Here is a 20355-nt window from a genome sequence, read left to right on the forward strand (position 1 = left end):
CTATACCTGCTTTTTGGCAATAGCATGCCCTGAAAAAGGTTTATTTTCATATATTTGAGTATTGTTAATTAATACTGATTTCGCGATTAGAATTTTTTAACTTTTATAGTGGGAAAATGGCAGTTTTCCCACTTTTTATTCTATTATCCACTCATTGGTTTCTGTGTTTAGTTTATAGGTAAATTCTTTAGAGATTTTGAGTATTTCAAAAATCTCATCTATAGGAGTTGTATTATCGAAAGAGCCTGTGAATTTAGTAACTGCAATGTCTTCATTTTTAAAGTGAATTTGTTTGCCAAATTGGGCTTTTAAGTCAATAGCTATTTCCCTGAAAGTTTTATTTTCGAATCGTATTTTTCCTTCTTTCCAGGCAATGCTAGATTCATTAGAATCCATCTTGGATTTCACTACTTCTTTGGTATGTTTGTAAAAGGTTACTTTTTGATCAGGGATCAGAAGTACCTTTTCTTTAAACTGCTCATCAGAAGTAACTTCAACTTTACCAGTAAGTAATTTTGTTTCTGTAATAGGACTATCTATATATGATTTCACATTAAAACTGGTACCTAAAGCTTTTACTGTAATATGATCTGGAGTTGTTACGGTAAACGGGTGTAACGTATCTTTTGCAACTTCAAAAAAACCTTCTCCTTCCAGATATAAGGTTCTATGAGTTTCGACATTATAGGATAATTTACTAGAAGCATTTAACCAAACGTTGGAACCATCTGGTAATGCAATATTCTTTTGTTCACCAAAAGTTGTTTGCACAACTATTTGATTGGTATTGGAGGATACTGTATTGTAGAAATATACTCCAGAAATGAGTATAACAAATATAGCCGCATACTTCAGCAGCTCTCTCCAAACCATGGTTTTTGGTTTGACAGTAGTAAAGAATCGTTTTTTAGCCTGCTGAACAGAAGGATTTTGCGTAGCACTATGCGAATGAATAGCAGCTATTTTATTAAATAAATCTTCGTCATAATCAGAAGAGTCTATCCACTTTTCTACTTTCTTAGTAGTTATATCATCAGCAGTCTTTGAGATATACTCCCAAAGTTCTGTTTCTGTAATTTTAAAAGTTTCCATGCCAAAAGGTGTTAACTACATAAAAGACGTTTGTCAAGTAGTATCACCCTATTTAAAAAAACTTTTTTTCTTAAAAATAATCTTTCAAGCCCTTCTTAAATGCTGTTAGAGCCTTTGAAATATGGAGTTCTACGGTTTTTATAGAAATGCCTTTTTTTTTGGAAATTTCTTTGTAGGTCAAACCTTTATCTCTCGATAACTTAAAAATATCTGTTGTTTTTTCCTCAAGAGAAGTATAAATATCTTCAATACGCTGCACTAATTCCCATTGCTTATCAATCTGCGTTTCAATGCTGGTGTTAAGCGAATACAAATTAGTATGTCTTTCTCTGGTTTGTTTTTTTCTATAGGCATCAATAATTTTATTTTTGAGTGTGGTAATTAAAAATGATTCTATAGAACGTTCGGATTCTTTGATATGATCAAAGTTTTCCCAAAGCTTAATAAATGTTTCCTGAACCAACTCTTCGGAAAGATCCGTTTCTTTTAAAACTTTAAATGCATAATTGTGTAGCCTATGATAGTGCTTATCAAACAAATTGGAGAATTTGGCTTCTTTGACGGAATAAGATGTTATTTTTTTATCCAAATAGTTTGAGTAAAGATAGATTGCAAAATTATATAAAAAACGCTCAAAATTCCTTTCCGTTACATTTTACTTTTCTTTCTAGCTTATTAAAATGATTTAAACTTTTTTTCAATTCGCTATAAAATGCCTTTTTTCACTCTATTTTTTCTTTTTCTTACTTCGTACTACTACTACTACTACTACTACTACTATGAATCTCAAAGAACATTAAATCAATTCATTATGTTTATCAGAGAAATTCTGAAAATAAGATGTACAGGCCGAATGATAATTTATTTGCACATTTATTTCTTTCAAAAGATTATAAACTTTACACAAATGCGAGGCTTTTTTATTTTTGTCATTTCTTTGTTTAACTCTTACAATAAAGGCGTTACAATCTTTAGAATATTCTTATGTTAGTGTTATTTGAAGATTAATTATTGCAATAGATACGTACAACGTCTTTTTTTATCCAAAATACGTCATAAATATACTTTTTTTTGCGTCTAAATTTGCCAAGCTTATTTAGACCAAATAAAAACAATATGCTCCTCGACACACGAACCAACCTTGTTTTTGATCAAAAAGTTGATCATTTTTTCGATACTCAATCCAAATATACTTACGAAGAATACATTCATAAAGCATTGCAATATGTAATGTCTTATTTAGATAGAGATCATTTTTATCCTGGAGAAGTATGCGATTTTCAAGAAAAGAAAGACTTACTATCTCCTAATAAGAATGAGACCTTATCAGTGGATGAGGCTCTTAATGAAATTAAAGAATTGTACTTGGATCATACCATTGCTTTTCATCATCCTAATTATGTGGCTCATCTTAATTGTCCAGTTTTACTTCCTGCTTTGGTAGGGGATTTAATCGCTTCATCTGTAAATACTGCAGTAGAAACTTGGGATCAAAGTATATCTGCTACTTACATAGAACAAGAAATGATTGGATGGATTTGTGATAAAATGAATTTACCATCCACTGCGGATGGTGTTTTTACCAGTGGTGGAACCCAGTCCAATTTTATGGCATTATTATTAGCACGAGATGATTATGCTTTTAAACATTTCGGGTTGAATCTAAAAGAGAATGGCTGGTCTGATGTAGTATCTAAGTTTCGTTTTTTCTGCTCGGATAAAGCACATTTTAGTATTAGAAAAAACGCCGCGCTTATGGGTATGGGATACAATTCTGTGATTCCAGTAGCTACAGACGAAAAGATGAAAATGAAGGTAGACGCATTAGTGCAAGCTATAGAAAAAGAAAAGCAGATAGGAAATATACCGATCGCCATTGTAGCAACTGCTGGAACTACAGATTTTGGTAGTTTTGATCCTTTAGACACCATTGCAAAAATAGCCAAGGAATACGATATCTGGTTTCATGTAGATGGAGCATATGGAGGTAGTTATGTCCTAACAGAGACGCACCGTCATCTTTTAAGTGGAATCAAACAAGCAGATTCTGTTACCATTGATTTTCATAAAACGATGTTTCAGCCGGTGTGCTCCAGTGCTTTTTTAGTAAGGGATACGAAGCATTTTAAATACATTTCGTATTACGCAGATTATCTAAATCCATTAGAACATAGAGATGAAGAATGCCCTAATCTGATAGAAAAATCAATTCAAACTACTAGAAGATTTGATGCGCTTAAACTCTGGTTTACCCTAAAGATGACCGGAGAAAAAAATATAGGGGCATTTTTAGAAAAAGTGCATTATCTAGCGTTAGATCTTTATCATAGTATTAAAGATGATATTTATTTCGAAATGGCTCATAAGCCAGAGCTAAGCACATTAGTTTTTAGATGTAAAGATCCAGATATAGAATCAGAAGTATTTCAGGATACAATGAATCTTCATATTAAAAATACCTTATTTAAATCCGGTCAAGCTTCGATTGCTAGTACAAAATTTAATGGAAAAACCTATTTAAAATTTACATTACTAAATCCTAAAAGTACCATTGATGATCTCTTAAATATCATCCAGATGATCAAGGATACAGGAAAATCTTATAACAATAAAAATCATAATTAAAACAAGAAAGCATGATGCAGAAAGAAGAAAAAATATACGATTTTATTGGGATTGGAGTGGGCCCAATGAACTTAGGATTGGCTTGTTTATCAGACCCAATTGCAGAGTTAGAAGGACTATTTTTAGATAAGAAAGAAAAATTTGATTGGCATCCGGGAATGATGCTTCAGGATACTACACTGCAGATACCTTTTATGGCAGATTTAGTAACCTTAGCTGATCCTACTAATCCATTTAGTTTTCTAAATTATATCAAAGAGCAAGGAAGAATCTATTCCTTTTACATTAGAGAGAACTTTCTTTTGCTAAGAAATGAATACAATCAGTATTGTCGGTGGGCGATAGACAAATTAACGAACGTCCATTTTGAAACAGAAGTAGTAGAGATTGCATATGACGAAAAAGGAAAGTATTATACCGTTTTTTCGAAGTGTGTAAAAACGAATAAACGAAACATTTATAAAGCTAGAAGGCTTGTTTTAGGAACCGGAACAAGTCCTTATATACCGAGTTGTTGTAATTCTTTGAAAAAAGAAGCTGTACATTCTAGCTCTTATTTGCCAAGCAAGAAGAAACTACAAGCCAAAAAATCAATAACAGTTTTGGGTAGTGGACAAAGTGCTGCAGAGATTTTCTACGATCTTTTACAGGAAATAGATGATAAAGGATATGAATTAAATTGGATCACTAGGTCACCAAGGTTTTTTCCGCTAGAATATGCTAAGCTTACACTAGAGATGACTTCTCCAGAGTATGTAGATTATTTTTATAATCTACCAAAGCATAAGCGTAATCATTTGATTAATAGTCAAAAACACCTGTATAAAGGGATCAATCAGAATTTAATTGCTGATATATTTGATTTGATATATACAAAACGACTACTAGCGGATGTCAAAATTAATTTAAGAACAAATTCAGAGTTACAGAACGTTACGTATGATGATACTTTGGAGAAATTCTATCTAGAAATCCATCAACACGAGCAAGATAAATACTATCGTCATAGAACAGAAGGATTGGTTTTGGCCACAGGATATCAATATCAAAAACCGAAATTTATTGATAGTATTAGTGATCGAATTCAGTGGGACGAAAAAGGCAGATATGATGTACATCGTAATTATGCGATTGATCATTCCGAAAATGAAATCTTTGTACAAAATGCAGAACTACATACGCACGGATTTGTAACTCCTGACTTAGGAATGGCTGCTTATCGCAATTCGTATATCATCAAAGAATTTATGGGTACTGATTATTACGCTATAGAAAAGAAAGTTGCGTTTCAGCAGTTTGATGTGCTAGAAGAAGAGGAAATTATGATGGAAGCATCGATGAAGTAACTAAAATTCCAATGAAGAATTTTCTGATCCTAATGACCTTGGTGGCTGTAGTAAGTGATTATTTGCTGCATCCATTTTATCCTCAATTTTTTGAAGCTCGATTTGGAGTAAATGATCCAGAGTTGGTGGGTTATTATTTTGCTGCCATTTGCTTTATGGTTATGATTTCATTTCCTTTTTGGGCATATGTTTCTAAAAAAATAGCAGAGCTAAATATCCTTATATATACACAGTTCGTAGCAGGAATATTAGCTTTATGTTGTTATGCAACTACATCGTATATAAACTTTTGGATCATTTCTTTAGTAATGATCTTATTTAAAGGAAGCTATTTATTAGTGTATCCATATATTCTAAAAATCATTACAAAACAAGAGCATCCCAAAACCATAGGTTTGTTGTCTGTAGTCGTGCATCTTGGCGGAATATTAGGCGCAGTAATAGGAGGTGCCACAGTAGATTTAATTGATGCTAGTTATATTTTTCTGATTATGGCATTAGGAGATTTTATACAGATGGGTATGAGCGCGTATTTATTAAGAAGCAAAAAATATAAGATAACTAAAACTTCAGAACCCGAAGAGTTCATAAAGGAAAAAACAAAAATGATTCCTAAAGGTTTTATCCTCAAAATAGGATTGATCACTATGATTTTATATTTCAGTGATTTTTTAATAAGACCATTTTTTGCAACCTATTGGGAAAGTATTTCGGGGTACGAGTCTAAATTAATTTCAGGAGCAATATATGCGATACCTGGTTTTGTAGCGCTGATTGCTTTATGGATAAATACCAAAATAAAAGAAACAAATAACGGGTTTCTACAAATAGTTTCGATACTTTTTATAGGTATCGTTGGATTATTCCTGCAAGGGATTCATATGGAAATAATGGTCATCATAGGAAGAATCATTTATGGTTGGGCAATTTTTCAGGGAGTGGTCAAATTTGATGTGCTACTCTTCGAATTCAGCACACCTGATTCTTATGCTATGGATTATAGTAAAGTGCACTTTTTTCAAAATCTAGGAGTGTTATTGTCTTCTTTTTCTGTGGGTTTACTGGTAGATAATTATGGATTGAGAATTCCATTTTTAGTTGCTTTAGGCGGTTTTAGTATCACTTTATTACTGTATTATTTAATTTTTAAAGTTGCTCCAAAACTCACTTCTAAACAATTAGCTAAGTCATAAGAAATTCTGAATGGAAAAAATAAAAAATAACATACAACACCAATATCATAAAATCTATTCAAAATTCTTTTCAGATTTTGGGACGATAGAAATACGACCCTTTAGAATATCTGAAGATTGCGAAGTATTGCACGAGTGGGTAAATATGGACTATGCTTTTTTTTGGGGAATGCAAGGGTATGATTTACAACAGGTACGACAAGAATATATAAAATTAATGGAACCAGAACACTATGATGTTTTTGTAGGTGTTTTTGAAGGTAATCCGGTTTTTATATTAGAAAGATATCATCCTAAACAAGATGTTGTAGGTACTTTATATCCTCCTCAAAACGGGGACTGTGGCATTCATATTATTGTAGCCCCTCCGCGTATTAAGCTTCCAAATTTTACTTGGTATCTATTTACGGCTATTATGGATTTTGTTTTTAGAGATTCATCAGTTAATAGAATTTTGGTAGAACCTGATATCCGTAATAAAAAGATGTTTGCCCTATGTCAGCGAATAGGTTTTCAACTAGATAAAATTATAGAACTCCCAAATAAGACTGCTCAAATAGCATTTTTGGACAGGCAACAACATCTTACATCAATTTCAAAAATTAATAAAAGAAGTGCTATGAACACCTTAGACAACCCGGTTTCACCCCAACAATCAATAGCTCATTTACAGCCAGAAGTTTGGGCTGAAGTAAATACACTTTTTGTAACCAAAGCAATTTGCGAATTCAGTCACGAACTTCTTATTAAACCTGTTGTTTTAGAACAATTAAAAGATGGTTGGAATAGTTATATCCTAAAAACAGATAATCCTACCATCCAATATCAGTTTAATGCAAAACCGTTAGCATTAAATCATTTATATATAGAATCAGCATCTATTAAGAAATACGAAGAAAGTAAATCGGTAGTTGTTCATGGTGTTTTGTTTATTAAGGAATTTAGAAAACAACTGGGTATTAAGGATACGCAAATGCCTTTATATTTAGAAGAGATCATCAGTACATTATACGGTAGTGCATTTAAATATCTAAAAGGTAATCCAACTTCGGAAGAGCTAGCAACTTCAGATTTTCAGACTATTGAACAGTCTATGACAGAGGGACATCCTGGTTTTGTCGCTAATAATGGTCGTATCGGTTTCGACAGTAGTGATTATAGGTCGTATGCTCCCGAAGCTGGTAATTCCTTTTCCTTATTATGGCTAGCAGGTCATAAAAGTAAAGCAGTATATGCTGCTACAGAAGCGTTATCATATGATGTTTTGATACAACAAGAATTAGCTAGTGAAACAATAGAAAATTTTAAAGAAAGTATAAGAAATAAAGGTTTTGATCCGGATGACTATTTCTTTATTCCTATGCATCCATGGCAATGGTTTAATAAGTTGGCTAATATCTTTTCGCCAGAAATTGCTACCGGAAATTTAATATGCTTAGGGTATGGTCCAGATCAATACCTTGCTCAGCAATCTATCAGAACCTTATTTAATAGAACCAATCCTAAAAAATTCTATACTAAAACAGCACTTTCTATTTTAAACATGGGATTTATGCGTGGGCTTCCGCTATATTATCTAGGTACCGCACCTAAAATGGCAGTCTGGTTAGAAGCATTGCTTTATAATGACCCTTATATTCAGGAAACTGGTTTTAGGATGTTAAGTGAAATTGCATCTGTGAGCTATGTGAATCCTTATTTTGAAGAATTTGGGCCGCACAATGATTACAATAAGATGTTAGCTTCACTTTGGAGAGAAAGTCCTATTGCAAACATAACAGAAAAACAACAAGCCATGACTATGGCGGCGTTTCTGCACATAGACCATAATGGAGAAGCTTTATTACCAAAAATTATCAAAAAATCAGGTTTGACCGTTAAGGATTGGCTTCAAAAATATCTAGAAGCTTATTTAAGTCCATTATTACATTGCTTTTATCATTTTGATTTAGTGTTTATGCCTCATGGAGAGAATATTATTATGGTATTGGAAGATCAAGTACCAGTAAAATCTTTTTTAAAGGACATAACAGAAGAAGCTTGTATTCTAAATCCGGAAGTTAAATTACCGGATCATCTAAAACGGATGTATGCTCCCGTTCCTGAGGATGTGAAATTACTTTCGATTTTTACAGATATATTCGATGGTTTTTTCAGGTTTATGTCTCACATTCTAGTTGCACATACCAACTTTGAAGAAGAACAATTTTGGAAAATGGTTGCAGATGTTATTCAAGAATATCAGGATCGTTATCCAGAAAAAGAGGCAAAATTTAAGCAATATAATTTGTTTGCCCCAGAATTTCAATTGTCTTGTTTAAATAGATTACAACTAAACAATCATAAACAAATGATTGATTTAGATGATCCTGTAGCATTACTTCAGTTTGCTGGTAAACTAGAGAATCCCATTGCTGCTTTTAGAAAAGATTTAGTAGGTACAACTTCATAGTTAAACGAGCATTATGGAAAATACTGAAATCATACAAAGCATTGTTTTTTCGAGGACGATTGAAAATTTTGGAACCATACATCTACGCCATTTAGATTTTGATTCTGATATTACTACTATTCATAAATGGGTAACAAAAGAATATACTAGATATTGGGGCATGTTGGATAGCTCATTAGAAGAAGTACAATCAGAATATACAGCATTAGTTTCTAGAAAAGATTATGATGTTTTTGTAGGAATTTATAATGGAGCCCCCATCTTCTTGATGGAAAAATATAAAGCTTCAACAGATAGAATTGCTAAATACTATTCTGCTAGAGATACTGATTACGGGATGCACATTTTGGTAGCCCCATCAGAACATAAAATAACTGGATTTACATGGAATGTTTTTAGTACAGTACTCGAATATTTTTTTGGATTACCAGAGGTAGAAAGGATAGTAGTAGAACCAGATATTAGAAATGAAAAGATTCATACCCTTAATAAAAAAGCAGGATTTATATACCAAAAAGAAATCGAATTACCTGAAAAAATAGCGGGATTAGCTTTTTGTGAAACACTGGATTATAGAAAAGCAAAAAATGCGTTGCGAGAAAAAACAAAACTAATGACCAACTTAGATATATCAAATTCGTTGAAAGAGTCCTATGCTCATCTCAATCCATTGACTTGGGCAAGTGTAAATAGATCTCTTGTAAGCAAAGCAATTAGTGAGTTTTCACACGAATTGCTTTTTAAACCTCAACAAAAAACAAATAACCAAAAGTGGAATAAGTATGTCCTAATTGCAGATACTCCTGGAATTACCTATGAGTTTATCGCTCAGAGATATGCTTTGGATCATTGGTATATTGATGAAACTTCCATTGTTAAAAAAGTCAATGACATACCAGAACCAGTTGACGCTTTACAATTTATTATTGATTTTGTATACACTTTAGAAATACCAAAGCATTTACTTCCTGTGTATTTGGAAGAAATATCCAGTACATTATCAGGTGCGGCATATAAGAAAGTAAACAATTTATTTTCATCAGATGAGTTGGTAAATAGCTCCTTCCAGGATATAGAACACGCAATGACAGAAGGGCACCCTTGTTTTGTAGCAAATAACGGAAGAATAGGTTTCGATGGTCAGGATTATTTGCAATACGCCCCAGAAACGAATCAGCCTTTTAAAATATATTGGATAGCAGGTCATAAAAGTAAAACAACCTATACTTCGATCCATAAATTTGAATACAAATCTTTAATGCATAAAGAGTTAGGTGTACAGTTAATCGCAAAATTTAATACAAAATTAGAATCCTTGGGGTTAGATACCAGTTCGTATTTTTTTATTCCTGTACATCCCTGGCAGTGGAATAACAAGATACTGCAGGTATTTGCAGCAGATATTGCGAATCAAAATTTAGTATTCTTAGGAGAAGGGGAAGATTATTTCTCTGCGCAACAATCAATTAGAACACTTTATAATAAGAGTAATCCGGAAAAAATGTACACCAAAACAGCTTTGTCTATTCTGAATATGGGGTTTATGAGAGGACTTTCTCCTTCTTATATGAAGAGTACGCCCCACATTACGAGTTGGATTACAGAATTGTTGGATGAGGATGCCTATCTAAAGAAGAACGGTTTTACTATGTTAGGAGAAGTTGCTACTGTTGGTTTCCAGAATACTTTCTATGAAGTGCTAGGAAAAACCAATGCTCATAACAATATGTTATCTGCTTTATGGAGAGAAAGTCCACATACTAAAATAAAGAAGAATCAAGAATTAATGACGATGGCCGCATTGCTTCATGTCGATACAGAGGGTCATTCGTTAATGGGAGCATTGATCAATGCTTCTTCATGCGATGCCAAAAGCTGGATTCGAAAATATTTGAATGCATATCTAACGCCGTTATTGCATTGTTTTTATACCTATGGATTTGTTTTTATGCCACACGGAGAAAACATTATTATGGTTTTGGAAAATCATATTCCAGTAAAAATTCTAATGAAAGATATTACGGAAGAAGTGATTGTTTTTAATGAGGAATTAGAATTACCCGAAAAAGTAAAACGGTTATATACAGAAACTTCTGATACGATGAAAGTGTTATCGATTTTCACAGATGTTTTCGATTGTTTTTTTAGGTTTATGGCTCCGATTTTGGATAGAGATCTTGGTTATTCTGAGAATGATTTTTGGCAAGAAGTAGCGTTTTGTATTCATTCCTATCAATCAGAACATCCAGCATTACAATCGAAGTTTGATCGATATGATCTTTTCGTGCAGAAATTTGATAGATGTTGTCTGAACAGATTACAACTTAAGAATACTCAGCAAATGCTAAATCTTGCAGATCCCATGGCAAGCTTGATTCTAGAGGGAACGCTAGAAAATCCCATAGCTAAGTTTAAGAATACAAAATTGAATAATCGAAAGTCTGAACTTGTTGAAGACAATTAATATTACTAAAAATATCTTATGTCAACTATAAAACCAAATAGAATTTTAGCTATAGATTTTGGAAGAGGATTTAGTGTTATTGCTATGATAATGGTCCATACATTGTGGATTCATGCTAGTCAAGATGTGCAATCCGATACTTTTCTAGGACATTTTATTCATTTTGTTGGAAGAGGTACACCAGTTTTTTTAATAACTATGGGAGTATCTTTCATGGTATCAAGAAATCAAGATATAAAAAGTGCCCTAAAACGGGGGGTAATAATTCTGGGAGTTGCATATTTAATGAACTTTCTCAAGTTTTTAACACCCATACTTGTAGGATTAATGCCAGATAGTTTTATTGCGGCATATGGATGGGAAATGCCTTTGAATTTTGAAAAGTATGCATATCTATTATTAACCGGTGATATATTACAACTGGCAGGAGTTTCCTTACTCATATTAGCGTTTGTAAGATCTTATATAAAAAATAAGTTTATAATATTGATAATTGCCATTTTAATCGCATTTATATCTCCAGAGTTAAGAGGTGTTCAATCAGAAATATCTGGATTGAATTATATAACTCAATTGTTATGGAGTGATGCATATTGGGTGTATTTTCCTGTTTTCCCTTGGATATCATTTATTTTATTAGGGATGTTTTTTGGGAAATGGTATGTGGAGATGGAGTATAATCAAAATGAATTATTCAAACGCATGTTTATTATAGGTTTAGTATGTATTATGGCTGGAGCTCCATTAGTATTTACAAATGAAGAATATCATTTTAATGACTTTTTTCATTTGGGACCTGGAGGAGTGATTTACCTCGCTGGATGGAATTTTGCAGTATTGTCTATATTCCATTGGATGTTATCGACAACAAGAGATAATTTCTTATATCAAAGCTTCTATTATTGCAGCAAACATGTAACATCACTATATGTTATACAGTGGGTTTTGATTTGTTGGGGGATGGTAATTTTTGGTTTTCAAAGTAAAACTGAAATCGGTACAATGCTATTAATGCCTTTGTTTATAGGATTAACATTTGTAATTCATTTCTTGATAAATAAAATTAGAAATATCTACAGGTCCAATAGCATAATTCTTAAAAAAAGATTGCCTATAGAAAGTTAAGTTCATAAGATGAACTATGAAAAATAAAAAAATCACATTTTATAATAGTATTTTTCAAAGAGTTATATATCTCTATACTTTTTTGGTGTAATTCCTTCTATTTTCTTGAAAGCAGCTGTAAAATGGGTAGAGTTTTTATAACCAACCAGCTCTGATATTTCATAAATAGGCTTTTTACTATGCAATAATAGTTGTTTGGCTTTTTCCATTCTTAATTCAGTAGCATATTCAAAAATTGTTTTACCAAAAAGTACTTTAAATTCCTTTTTTAATACAAAATCGTTTAATCCAATCTGTCTTGATAATTGATGAATAGAATATTTAGTAGATAGATCAGAAGAAACCATGTGTTGTATTTGATATAATTTTTTTACTAAATTATCTGTTGGTAAACTGCTCGATGTTTTGGTTTCTTGCGATGAAGTTTCTAGTTTTAATGCGATCAATTCTAGTGTTTTGGATTCTAAAAATAATCGTTTCAATAAACCTTTTCGTTGATCAGTCAAAATTTCCGAAAGTATATCTTGAGTCTTGGAGCACAAGGGTTTTAAAAAATGACTTTGTAGTTGCAGTAAAGAATATTTCTCCGCAATATCATACTCTTCATTTAATTTGTGTCTTTTAATGAAGTCTATACTCATTCTAATTTTAACTTCTTTAAGCCGTTTTCGCTTACGATATGTAATACTACCTTTTATGTTTTCTAGATATAAGAGATAGCATTCCTGACTTTCATAAATTAAATCTTGGCTTACTCCTTCTATTTTAATTATCTGTTCTCCTTCGATCAGAAAAGACATTTCCAGAAAATCATCATAGAGAGTACCTTCAAGTAGCAGATTCTGCTTAAATAAAACATCGAAAATAGTGATAGACAACCCTTCGAACTGATGTGTTTGAAAATAACCTACACCAAACTGTTTCAGGAATTGAATTTTTTTTGAAAGGATACCACATTGTTCTTTAGATGCTATCAATTCTGTAACAGCTGATAAAGTGTTTATCTTTTTTAGATTTTGTATTTCGGTTTTAAGTGACGTCTTTTCGCGTCTTTTTTTATCCATAATGCGTCATTTTTCTCTTCTCTTAGACACTAATTTTGCACTTTAATTTTATTTAGACTAATTATAAATAATGAATTTGAAGTCGCTAAAATAAATAAAAAATTGTTACAGTCAGTGGTTATTTTAAAAAGAAAAAACAGCATCTTTTTGATGCTTTTGGTTACGCTCTTTTGTCAAAGTCAGGAGCTAATACAAGGGATTGTTATGGATCAAAATTCTAACCCAATACCCGAAGCGTCTATCAAGGTCGTTGGCCAAAAAAATATAGGGACGAGCAGTGATTTTGACGGTAAGTTTACACTTTCACTTCCCGAAGGAGTTTATACTCTAAAAACTAGTTTTGTAGGTTTCCATACAAAGCTTTCTCATATTACCGTAAATGGAGTTAATGAGCGATATGTTCGGATCATTCTCAATCAAAGTATAGAGGAGTTAAATGATGTTATTGTTAAAGGGAAAACAGCTGCTCAAAAGACTAAAGAAAGAGCATTTGAAGTAGAGGTTATTGAAACCAAAGGATTAAAAAATAGTAGTGTAGATATCAATGCTGTTTTAACAACAATACCAGGAGTAAATGTTAGACAAAGAGGAGGATTAGGGGCTGCTTTTGATTTCTCTTTAAATGGATTATCAGGGAAGCAAGTGAAGTTTTTTATAGATGGAATTCCAATCGAAAATTTCGGAAGCTCCTTAACGCTAAATAATTTCCCAGCTACGCTTATAGAACGAGCAGAAGTGTATAAAGGCGTAGTTCCGATACATTTAGGAGCAGATGCACTAGGCGGTGCAGTCAATATCATTACAAATCAACGTAAAAAAGACTTTCTAGATGTGTCTTATGATATAGGATCTTTTAATACACATCGTGCTACTATAAATGGACAATATTATAATAAAAAAGGTTGGATGTTTCAGGTATCCTCATTTTATAATTATTCGGATAACAATTATACCATTGATGATATTGAGGTAAGAGATGAATTAGGAAATGATACCGGCATCCGCAGAGATAATGTCGAGCGATTTCATGACGCTTATAATTCTCAAATGGTACGTGTGCAAACTGGATTAGTTGATAAATCATATGCTGATCGATTGATTATTGGTTTCACTGCGTCTGCTAATGAAAATGAAATTCAACATCCGATAGACCCACAAAACCCTTTTGGAGAAGTGTTTAGTGAGAATGATATTATTTCTGGATCTCTTGAGTTCGAAAAAAATAATCTGTTTAAAGAAAAACTGAAACTTAAAATTTATGGTTCTATAACCCAAAATAACGAAAGAGTAGTAGATACTTCGTCTCGAAAATATGATTGGTTTGGAAATTTTATAGAGCGTGGAGATCAAACATTAGGAGAATTTGAAGCTAGTAAAACACTATTCGAGTTTAAGGATAATCTACATTTGATTAATGCATTAGCTACCTATACTTTTGATGAGAATCATTTATTGAGTTTTAATTATACCAAAAATTATATTCGAAGAAAAGGAGAAGATGCTGCCAGAACAGGAAGAATTGCCTTTGAAGATCCTCATATTGTAAACAAAAATATATTAGGGCTTTCTTATGACCTCAAGCTATTAGATTCTAGATGGAATACTTCTGTTTTTTCTAAAGGATATTTATTGAACTCAGAAGGAATTGTAGAAGATGCATTTACCAATATAGAGGAAGATCGATTCACCAGAATCGAAAATACTTTTGAAGAATTGGGATATGGTTTTGCTACGACCTTCCTAATTCTTGACAATTTTCGAATTAAAGGATCCTTTGAAAGAACATTTAGGATTCCGGAAGGCTATGAAGTATTTGGAGATGGATTTTTATTGAAATCGAACCCGACCTTGTCCCCAGAGAAAAGTTATAATGCCAATCTTGGAGGGCTTTTCAATACAAATATTAATGGTTTCAAATTTCAGGTGGATACCAATGTATTTTTTAGAGAGTCCGAGAATTTTATAGCGATTAGATCGGAAGGAATTTTCTCCCGATACTATAATACAGCAGATGCCAGAAGTACAGGTGTAGAAGGAGAGATAAGAATGCTGTATAATAAGTTCTTTTTGGATGTTAATGCTACCTATCAAAATATTATTGATAGAAATGCCGGAGAAAATGCTGGTGTAGATTTTTTAAGAAACCAACGAATAGCGAATATTCCTTATCTATTTGGAAATGCCCGTATTGGAGGTGCATTCGAAAATATACTTTTCATAAAAGACCAATTGAACATTTCTTGGAATACATATTATGTTCATGACTATCCACTTACATCTTTTGTAGAAGGAAATCCAGAAGATAGAGATATTATACCAGGACAAGTTTCGCACAATCTAGAGCTGGGATATTCTTTTAATGATGGACGTTACAATATATCAGTTTTAGCCAGAAATATTACGGATGCGAAGGTCTATGACAATTTCGAAATTCAACAACCGGGAAGAGCTTTTTATGTAAAGCTTAGATACTATATATCAAATTAAAATAAATTTTAAACATCAAAAATCATATACAATGAAAACAATAAAAAGGATAAAAAATGTAATGTTATTTATAGCGATAACCACGGTGGTTATATCTTGTAGTAGTGATGATAATGGAGGGACACCTATAGATCCAGACCCGGATCCAATAGCTGTATCTAAATATGTGGTTGGATTCGAGGCATTTCCTGTTGGAGATGCAAGTCCTGTGGATTATATTTTAGAATTACCATCATTAGAATCTTTAACGACCGGTGAAATTTCGGTAGAAGGTCAAGGAATTCCATTGAAAGGTTGGAGATTTTTTCACGGAGTCGGTAATACGATATTTACTGCAGGATATTCTGATGATGACAAGTGTATTGCATATCAATTAAATGAAGAAGGTGAGCTAGAAGAAAAAGCAAATTTTGCGTTTCAATCTACCTTAGATAATTATGCAGCTTTAGATGAGAATACTCTGCTAGCAGTAGAATTAACGTATGGAGGACTTTCTGATAAACGTTTTCATATCGTAAATGCGGAAACTGGTTTATTAGAAAAAGTAGAAGAACATCCTGTAGATACAGATATGGGAGATGGTACGGCAGAAAATCCTGGATCAACTCCTTGGGTTACTGGGATGGTACTTAGAGATGGAAAATTATTTGTTTCTTATCATAAGTGGTTGGCAGACGGTTCTTTTGTCACTCCAGATGTGGATCGTGCTTATGTCGCGGTGTTTAGTTATCCAGATTTCGTATTAGAAAAAATAATCGAAGATGATAGAACCAGTCCGATCGGAGTAAACGGTCATAGCACAGGTATCGAACAGATAGAAAACGGTGATATTTATTCGTTCTCAACATCTGCATTAAGTGCTGGTTTTACGGCAGCTTCTAAACCTTCAGGAATTTTGAGAATTAACAATGGCGAAACAGAATTCGATTCTGATTACTTCTTTAATATAGAAGAAGCAACTAATGGAGGGAAGTTATTCTGGATGGATTATGTGGGTAATGGAAAAGCAATTGCAAGAATAATTGTAGATGATACGAATGGGGCAGGAGAATGGGGAGCGTTCTTTAAAAAAGACGTATTTAAAATGGTTGTGATTGATTTAGTAAATCAAACTGTTACTGATGTTGCTGGAATACCAACCCACGGTCATCGTTATACATCTCCTATGTTCGTAGAAGATGGCAAAGCATACATTAGTAGCTCTACGGATACCGAGACTTATGTGTATATCGTAGATCCTGAAACTGCTACTGCTACAAAAGGTGCTAAAGTTCTAGGATTAGGACTAAAAGGAATTTTTAAGATTAGTAATTAACTCAACTAGACTCTATTTAATGGGGTTCTGAAAAACTTCAAAACTTTTATGCTGATGCTTATACCCCCATTTGGAGCTCAGAATGGATCAAAGTCGAATTAATAAGTAATTGTACTTTATTTAGTGATTTTGTTCAAAATAAAAGGACTGAGTATTTGTTTTCAGGCCCCATGTATTTAATAAGCTATAAATGACAAAAAAAAGAAATAATAGTCGTAAAAGAATTTTACAACTTCATAAAATACTGGGATTAGTTACTGGTGTAGTACTTTTTATTGTTTCTATTACCGGTTGTTTATGGGTTTTTAAAGAAGAAATAGAGAGCTTCTATGATGACTATAAATATGTAACTGAGCAAGATCAAGAGTTCCTAAAAGCTTCTGTGATTAAAGAATTGACTGAGCAAGTTATTCCTGATAAGATTATTCACGGAGTTATCTACGGACAATCGGATGAAGCTGTTGAGGTTGTTTTTTATGAAGCGGAACCAGAGATATTTTATCAAAGTGTTTTTTTAAATCCCTATTCTGGAGAATTCATTAAGAGAATAGACAATGACGCAGGATTTTTTGGTTTTATATTAAAAGGACATCTACGATTATGGTTGCCAGCTGGTATTGGATCTAGAGTAGTATCCTATTCAGTATTAATATTTTTAATTATAATGATAAGCGGTCTTTTTCTTTGGTGGCCAAAAAACAAGAAGAATTGGCGTCAGCGATTAAAATTTGATTGGAATAGTAAAACTAGATGGAAACGTAAAAATTTTGATCTTCACACGGTAACGGGGTTTTATATTTCATCTTTTGGTTTGATACTGGCTTTTACAGGATGTGTGATGGCTTTTAATTGGTTCTATTTTATTGCTTACAAAGCGACAGGAGGAGATAAAGACCCTAGATTTGTAATTCCAGAGAGTGAACAAGTAGTAGTATCTACTACAATTTCTAATTTTGAATACGATAAATTGATTCCTATTCTGCAAAAAAAATATAAAGATGCGCATAGTTTTGAATTGCATTATCCAGAAAATGATTCTACTTCAATTCTTGTTGAGGTAAGCAATTCTAAAGGCCTATATTATAATATGGACTATCTATTTTTTGATCAAAATACATTAAAAGAAATAGAAACTCCCAGTATCTACGGTAAGTACAAAAACGCTGATTTTGCAGATAAAGTTATTCGAATGAATTATGATATTCATATCGGAGCAATAGGTGGAATAGTAGGTAAAATCATTGCTTTTTTAGTGAGTCTAATATGTGCTTCATTACCTGTAAGTGGAATTTTACTTTGGTATGGAAGAAAGTATAAAACACGAAAAGGAAATAAGATTGTTAAAGACCTCGTAGTTGTGAAATGATATTTGTCTACGATTTTTTATGCTTAATGTGCGCTGCGAGAAAATTTAATACATATTCTTATTTATAGATCAATTGGATGATGGTCATAAAAGTGTTATATTTAAATGACCCCTAGCAAGAAGTTTATTATCTCCAGAATATTGGTTGGTCTAAACACGCTTTTTATAGCACAACGTAAGACGGTCTTTACACATTAGGTTAAAAGCAAATGATTTAAGATGATATGGGATCTATACTTAATCAAGAATATAGGCTAAAGTTTCAAAAGAATATGCAGATTATTGCAGTCTCTTTTGATGGAGTCATAAAACAAACAGACGCAGTATTATTTGATTGGGAAGAAGGAAGCTCCATTTTTGATAAACATCCTTTTTTTGGAGTTTTAAAAGAATTACAGAAAAACCCGAATAGCATCGATAAGGAACACACTTTTCCTTGCATCCATTTTGAAGAATCATCCAATGTTAAAATATGCGATGTAACTGTAAGTTTTGAACCTACAGAAATACTAGTGGCTATTTTTGAATACACAAAAAAATACCAGGAGCTTACTAAGATTGTACAACAGAAGAAAGAGACTAAGATTATTAATAGAGAGTTAGAGCTAAAACATCAGTTTTTAGAGCAAAAAGAAGAATTTAAAAACAGTCTTATTGCCAATATCAATCATCAAATTAAAACACCTTTAACTGGTATTATTGGTTTCACTGAGCTTTTGGAAAAAACCAAACTAAGTTTTGATCAAGAAGAAATGCTTGGTATTATAAAAAGAGAAAGTAAATATCTGGAGTCTATTATTACGGATATGCTGGATGTTTCAAAAATTGAAGCAGGCACTTTAGAAATCAAAAAAGAAAGCTTTGATTTTACAAAACTTATAGATGAAATTAAAGAAAGATATACGCATTTAGCAAAAGAAAAAGATATTGATTTTGAAGTTTACCTGGATAAAAACTTACCACAAGAACTTATTGGTGATCCTATAAGGGTACAACAGATACTTCTTAATCTTCTTAATAATGCCTTTAGATACACAAAAGAAGGTAAGATAAGTCTTAAAGTAACCAGAAATTATAAAAAGCATAATAAACTTAGTGTTAACTTTACTGTATCGGATACAGGGGAGGGCATCTCTCAGGAAAACTTAGAATTCATATTTGATAGGTTTACCAGATTCCACGAGGACAAGCAGGTTACTGGAACTGGATTAGGTTTAACGATTGTTAAGAATTTAGTTGACCTGATGGATGGAACTATTAAAGTAATCAGCAATATCAATGAAGGGAGTTCATTTAGCCTTAATCTTCCTTTTAAAACCGAAATAGTAGACACTCAACATACAAAGAAAATTAAAAAATATAAGCTTCCAGAAATTGGTAGAAAATTTAGGGTTTTATTGGTTGAGGATAAACAGGTAAATCAATATTTAGTGATGAAATTATTAATTTCTCACGGAAGTTTTTTTGTCGATACTGCCACGAACGGTAAAGAAGCACTAAAATGTATTGAAAAAAAGAAATACGATATTATATTAATGGATCTTATGATGTCCCCAATGAATGGGTATACGGCTACTCGCAAGATCCGAAACAACTATAGTGATAAGGATGTATCACGAATCCCAATAATCGGATTTACTGCTCAGAATGCAAAGGGAGAAAGGGAAAAATGCCTTAGATCTGGTATGGACGACTTTATCAATAAACCGTTTATACAAGAAGATCTCCTTAACAAGATCTACAAGCACATATCTCGTAATATCGACTAACATAGATTCAGAAAAGGGTTTATTTATTTACGCTAACAAATGTTTAGCGAATACGCT

13 protein-coding genes are annotated in these 20355 nt (G+C 32.5%); 10 read left to right on the plus strand and 3 right to left on the minus strand.

Features of this window, described 5'->3' with window-relative positions; genetic code table 11:
- Positions 1–135: 135 nt before the first annotated feature.
- A complete protein-coding gene (locus D1818_RS17875) occupies positions 136–1092 on the minus strand; it encodes a FecR family protein (protein ID WP_118460346.1) in 957 nt (318 codons plus the stop codon).
- A gap of 70 nt (positions 1093–1162) precedes the next feature.
- On the minus strand, positions 1163–1681 hold the full coding sequence (locus D1818_RS17880; RefSeq protein ID WP_158596853.1) for an RNA polymerase sigma factor: 519 nt from the start codon (positions 1679–1681) through the stop codon (positions 1163–1165).
- Between the two features lie 527 nt (positions 1682–2208).
- On the opposite strand from D1818_RS17880, the gene D1818_RS17885 reads away from it, so the two are divergent.
- From D1818_RS17885 to D1818_RS17910, 6 genes are read left to right on the plus strand one after another with little or no spacing between them, the layout of a single operon-like run.
- On the plus strand, positions 2209–3717 hold the full coding sequence (locus tag D1818_RS17885; RefSeq protein WP_118460350.1) for an aspartate aminotransferase family protein: 1509 nt from the start codon (positions 2209–2211) through the stop codon (positions 3715–3717).
- An 11-nt stretch (positions 3718–3728) separates the two neighbouring features.
- Positions 3729–5063 carry a lysine N(6)-hydroxylase/L-ornithine N(5)-oxygenase family protein gene (locus tag D1818_RS17890; protein WP_118460352.1) on the plus strand — a complete coding sequence of 445 codons (1335 nt, stop codon included), beginning with the start codon at positions 3729–3731 and terminating at the stop codon, positions 5061–5063.
- A gap of 11 nt (positions 5064–5074) precedes the next feature.
- Positions 5075–6256, plus strand: coding sequence for an MFS transporter (locus tag D1818_RS17895; protein WP_233558474.1), 1182 nt, complete (start codon positions 5075–5077; stop codon positions 6254–6256).
- Positions 6257–6266: 10 nt separating this feature from the next.
- Entirely contained in the window at positions 6267–8708 is a 2442-nt protein-coding gene (locus tag D1818_RS17900; protein WP_233558475.1) for a GNAT family N-acetyltransferase, read from the plus strand.
- A gap of 13 nt (positions 8709–8721) precedes the next feature.
- Positions 8722–11172, plus strand: a complete 2451-nt coding sequence (locus D1818_RS17905; protein ID WP_162897287.1) for a GNAT family N-acetyltransferase — start codon at positions 8722–8724, stop codon at positions 11170–11172.
- Between the two features lie 18 nt (positions 11173–11190).
- Positions 11191–12297 carry a heparan-alpha-glucosaminide N-acetyltransferase domain-containing protein gene (locus D1818_RS17910; RefSeq protein ID WP_118460356.1) on the plus strand — a complete coding sequence of 369 codons (1107 nt, stop codon included), beginning with the start codon at positions 11191–11193 and terminating at the stop codon, positions 12295–12297.
- 62 nt (positions 12298–12359) lie between these two features.
- On the opposite strand, the gene D1818_RS17915 is transcribed toward D1818_RS17910, so the two are convergent.
- On the minus strand, positions 12360–13361 hold the full coding sequence (locus D1818_RS17915; RefSeq protein ID WP_233558476.1) for a helix-turn-helix transcriptional regulator: 1002 nt from the start codon (positions 13359–13361) through the stop codon (positions 12360–12362).
- 150 nt (positions 13362–13511) lie between these two features.
- Here D1818_RS17915 and D1818_RS17920 point away from each other — a divergent pair, with 150 nt between their 5' ends.
- The 4 genes from D1818_RS17920 (at position 13512) to D1818_RS17935 (ending at position 20298) form a co-directional block, all read left to right on the plus strand.
- The gene (locus D1818_RS17920) at positions 13512–15848 is read left to right on the plus strand and encodes a TonB-dependent receptor (RefSeq protein ID WP_118460360.1); all 2337 of its coding nucleotides are present in this window, start codon (positions 13512–13514) and stop codon (positions 15846–15848) included.
- Positions 15849–15879: 31 nt separating this feature from the next.
- Positions 15880–17163, plus strand: coding sequence for a DUF4374 domain-containing protein (locus D1818_RS17925; protein ID WP_118460362.1), 1284 nt, complete (start codon positions 15880–15882; stop codon positions 17161–17163).
- A gap of 190 nt (positions 17164–17353) precedes the next feature.
- Positions 17354–18529, plus strand: coding sequence for a PepSY domain-containing protein (locus D1818_RS17930; protein WP_118460364.1), 1176 nt, complete (start codon positions 17354–17356; stop codon positions 18527–18529).
- A 224-nt stretch (positions 18530–18753) separates the two neighbouring features.
- A complete protein-coding gene (locus D1818_RS17935) occupies positions 18754–20298 on the plus strand; it encodes an ATP-binding protein (protein ID WP_118460366.1) in 1545 nt (514 codons plus the stop codon).
- Positions 20299–20355: the final 57 nt, after the last annotated feature.

It is taken from the genome of Aquimarina sp. BL5 (genome assembly GCF_003443675.1).
GTDB lineage: Bacteria > Bacteroidota > Bacteroidia > Flavobacteriales > Flavobacteriaceae > Aquimarina.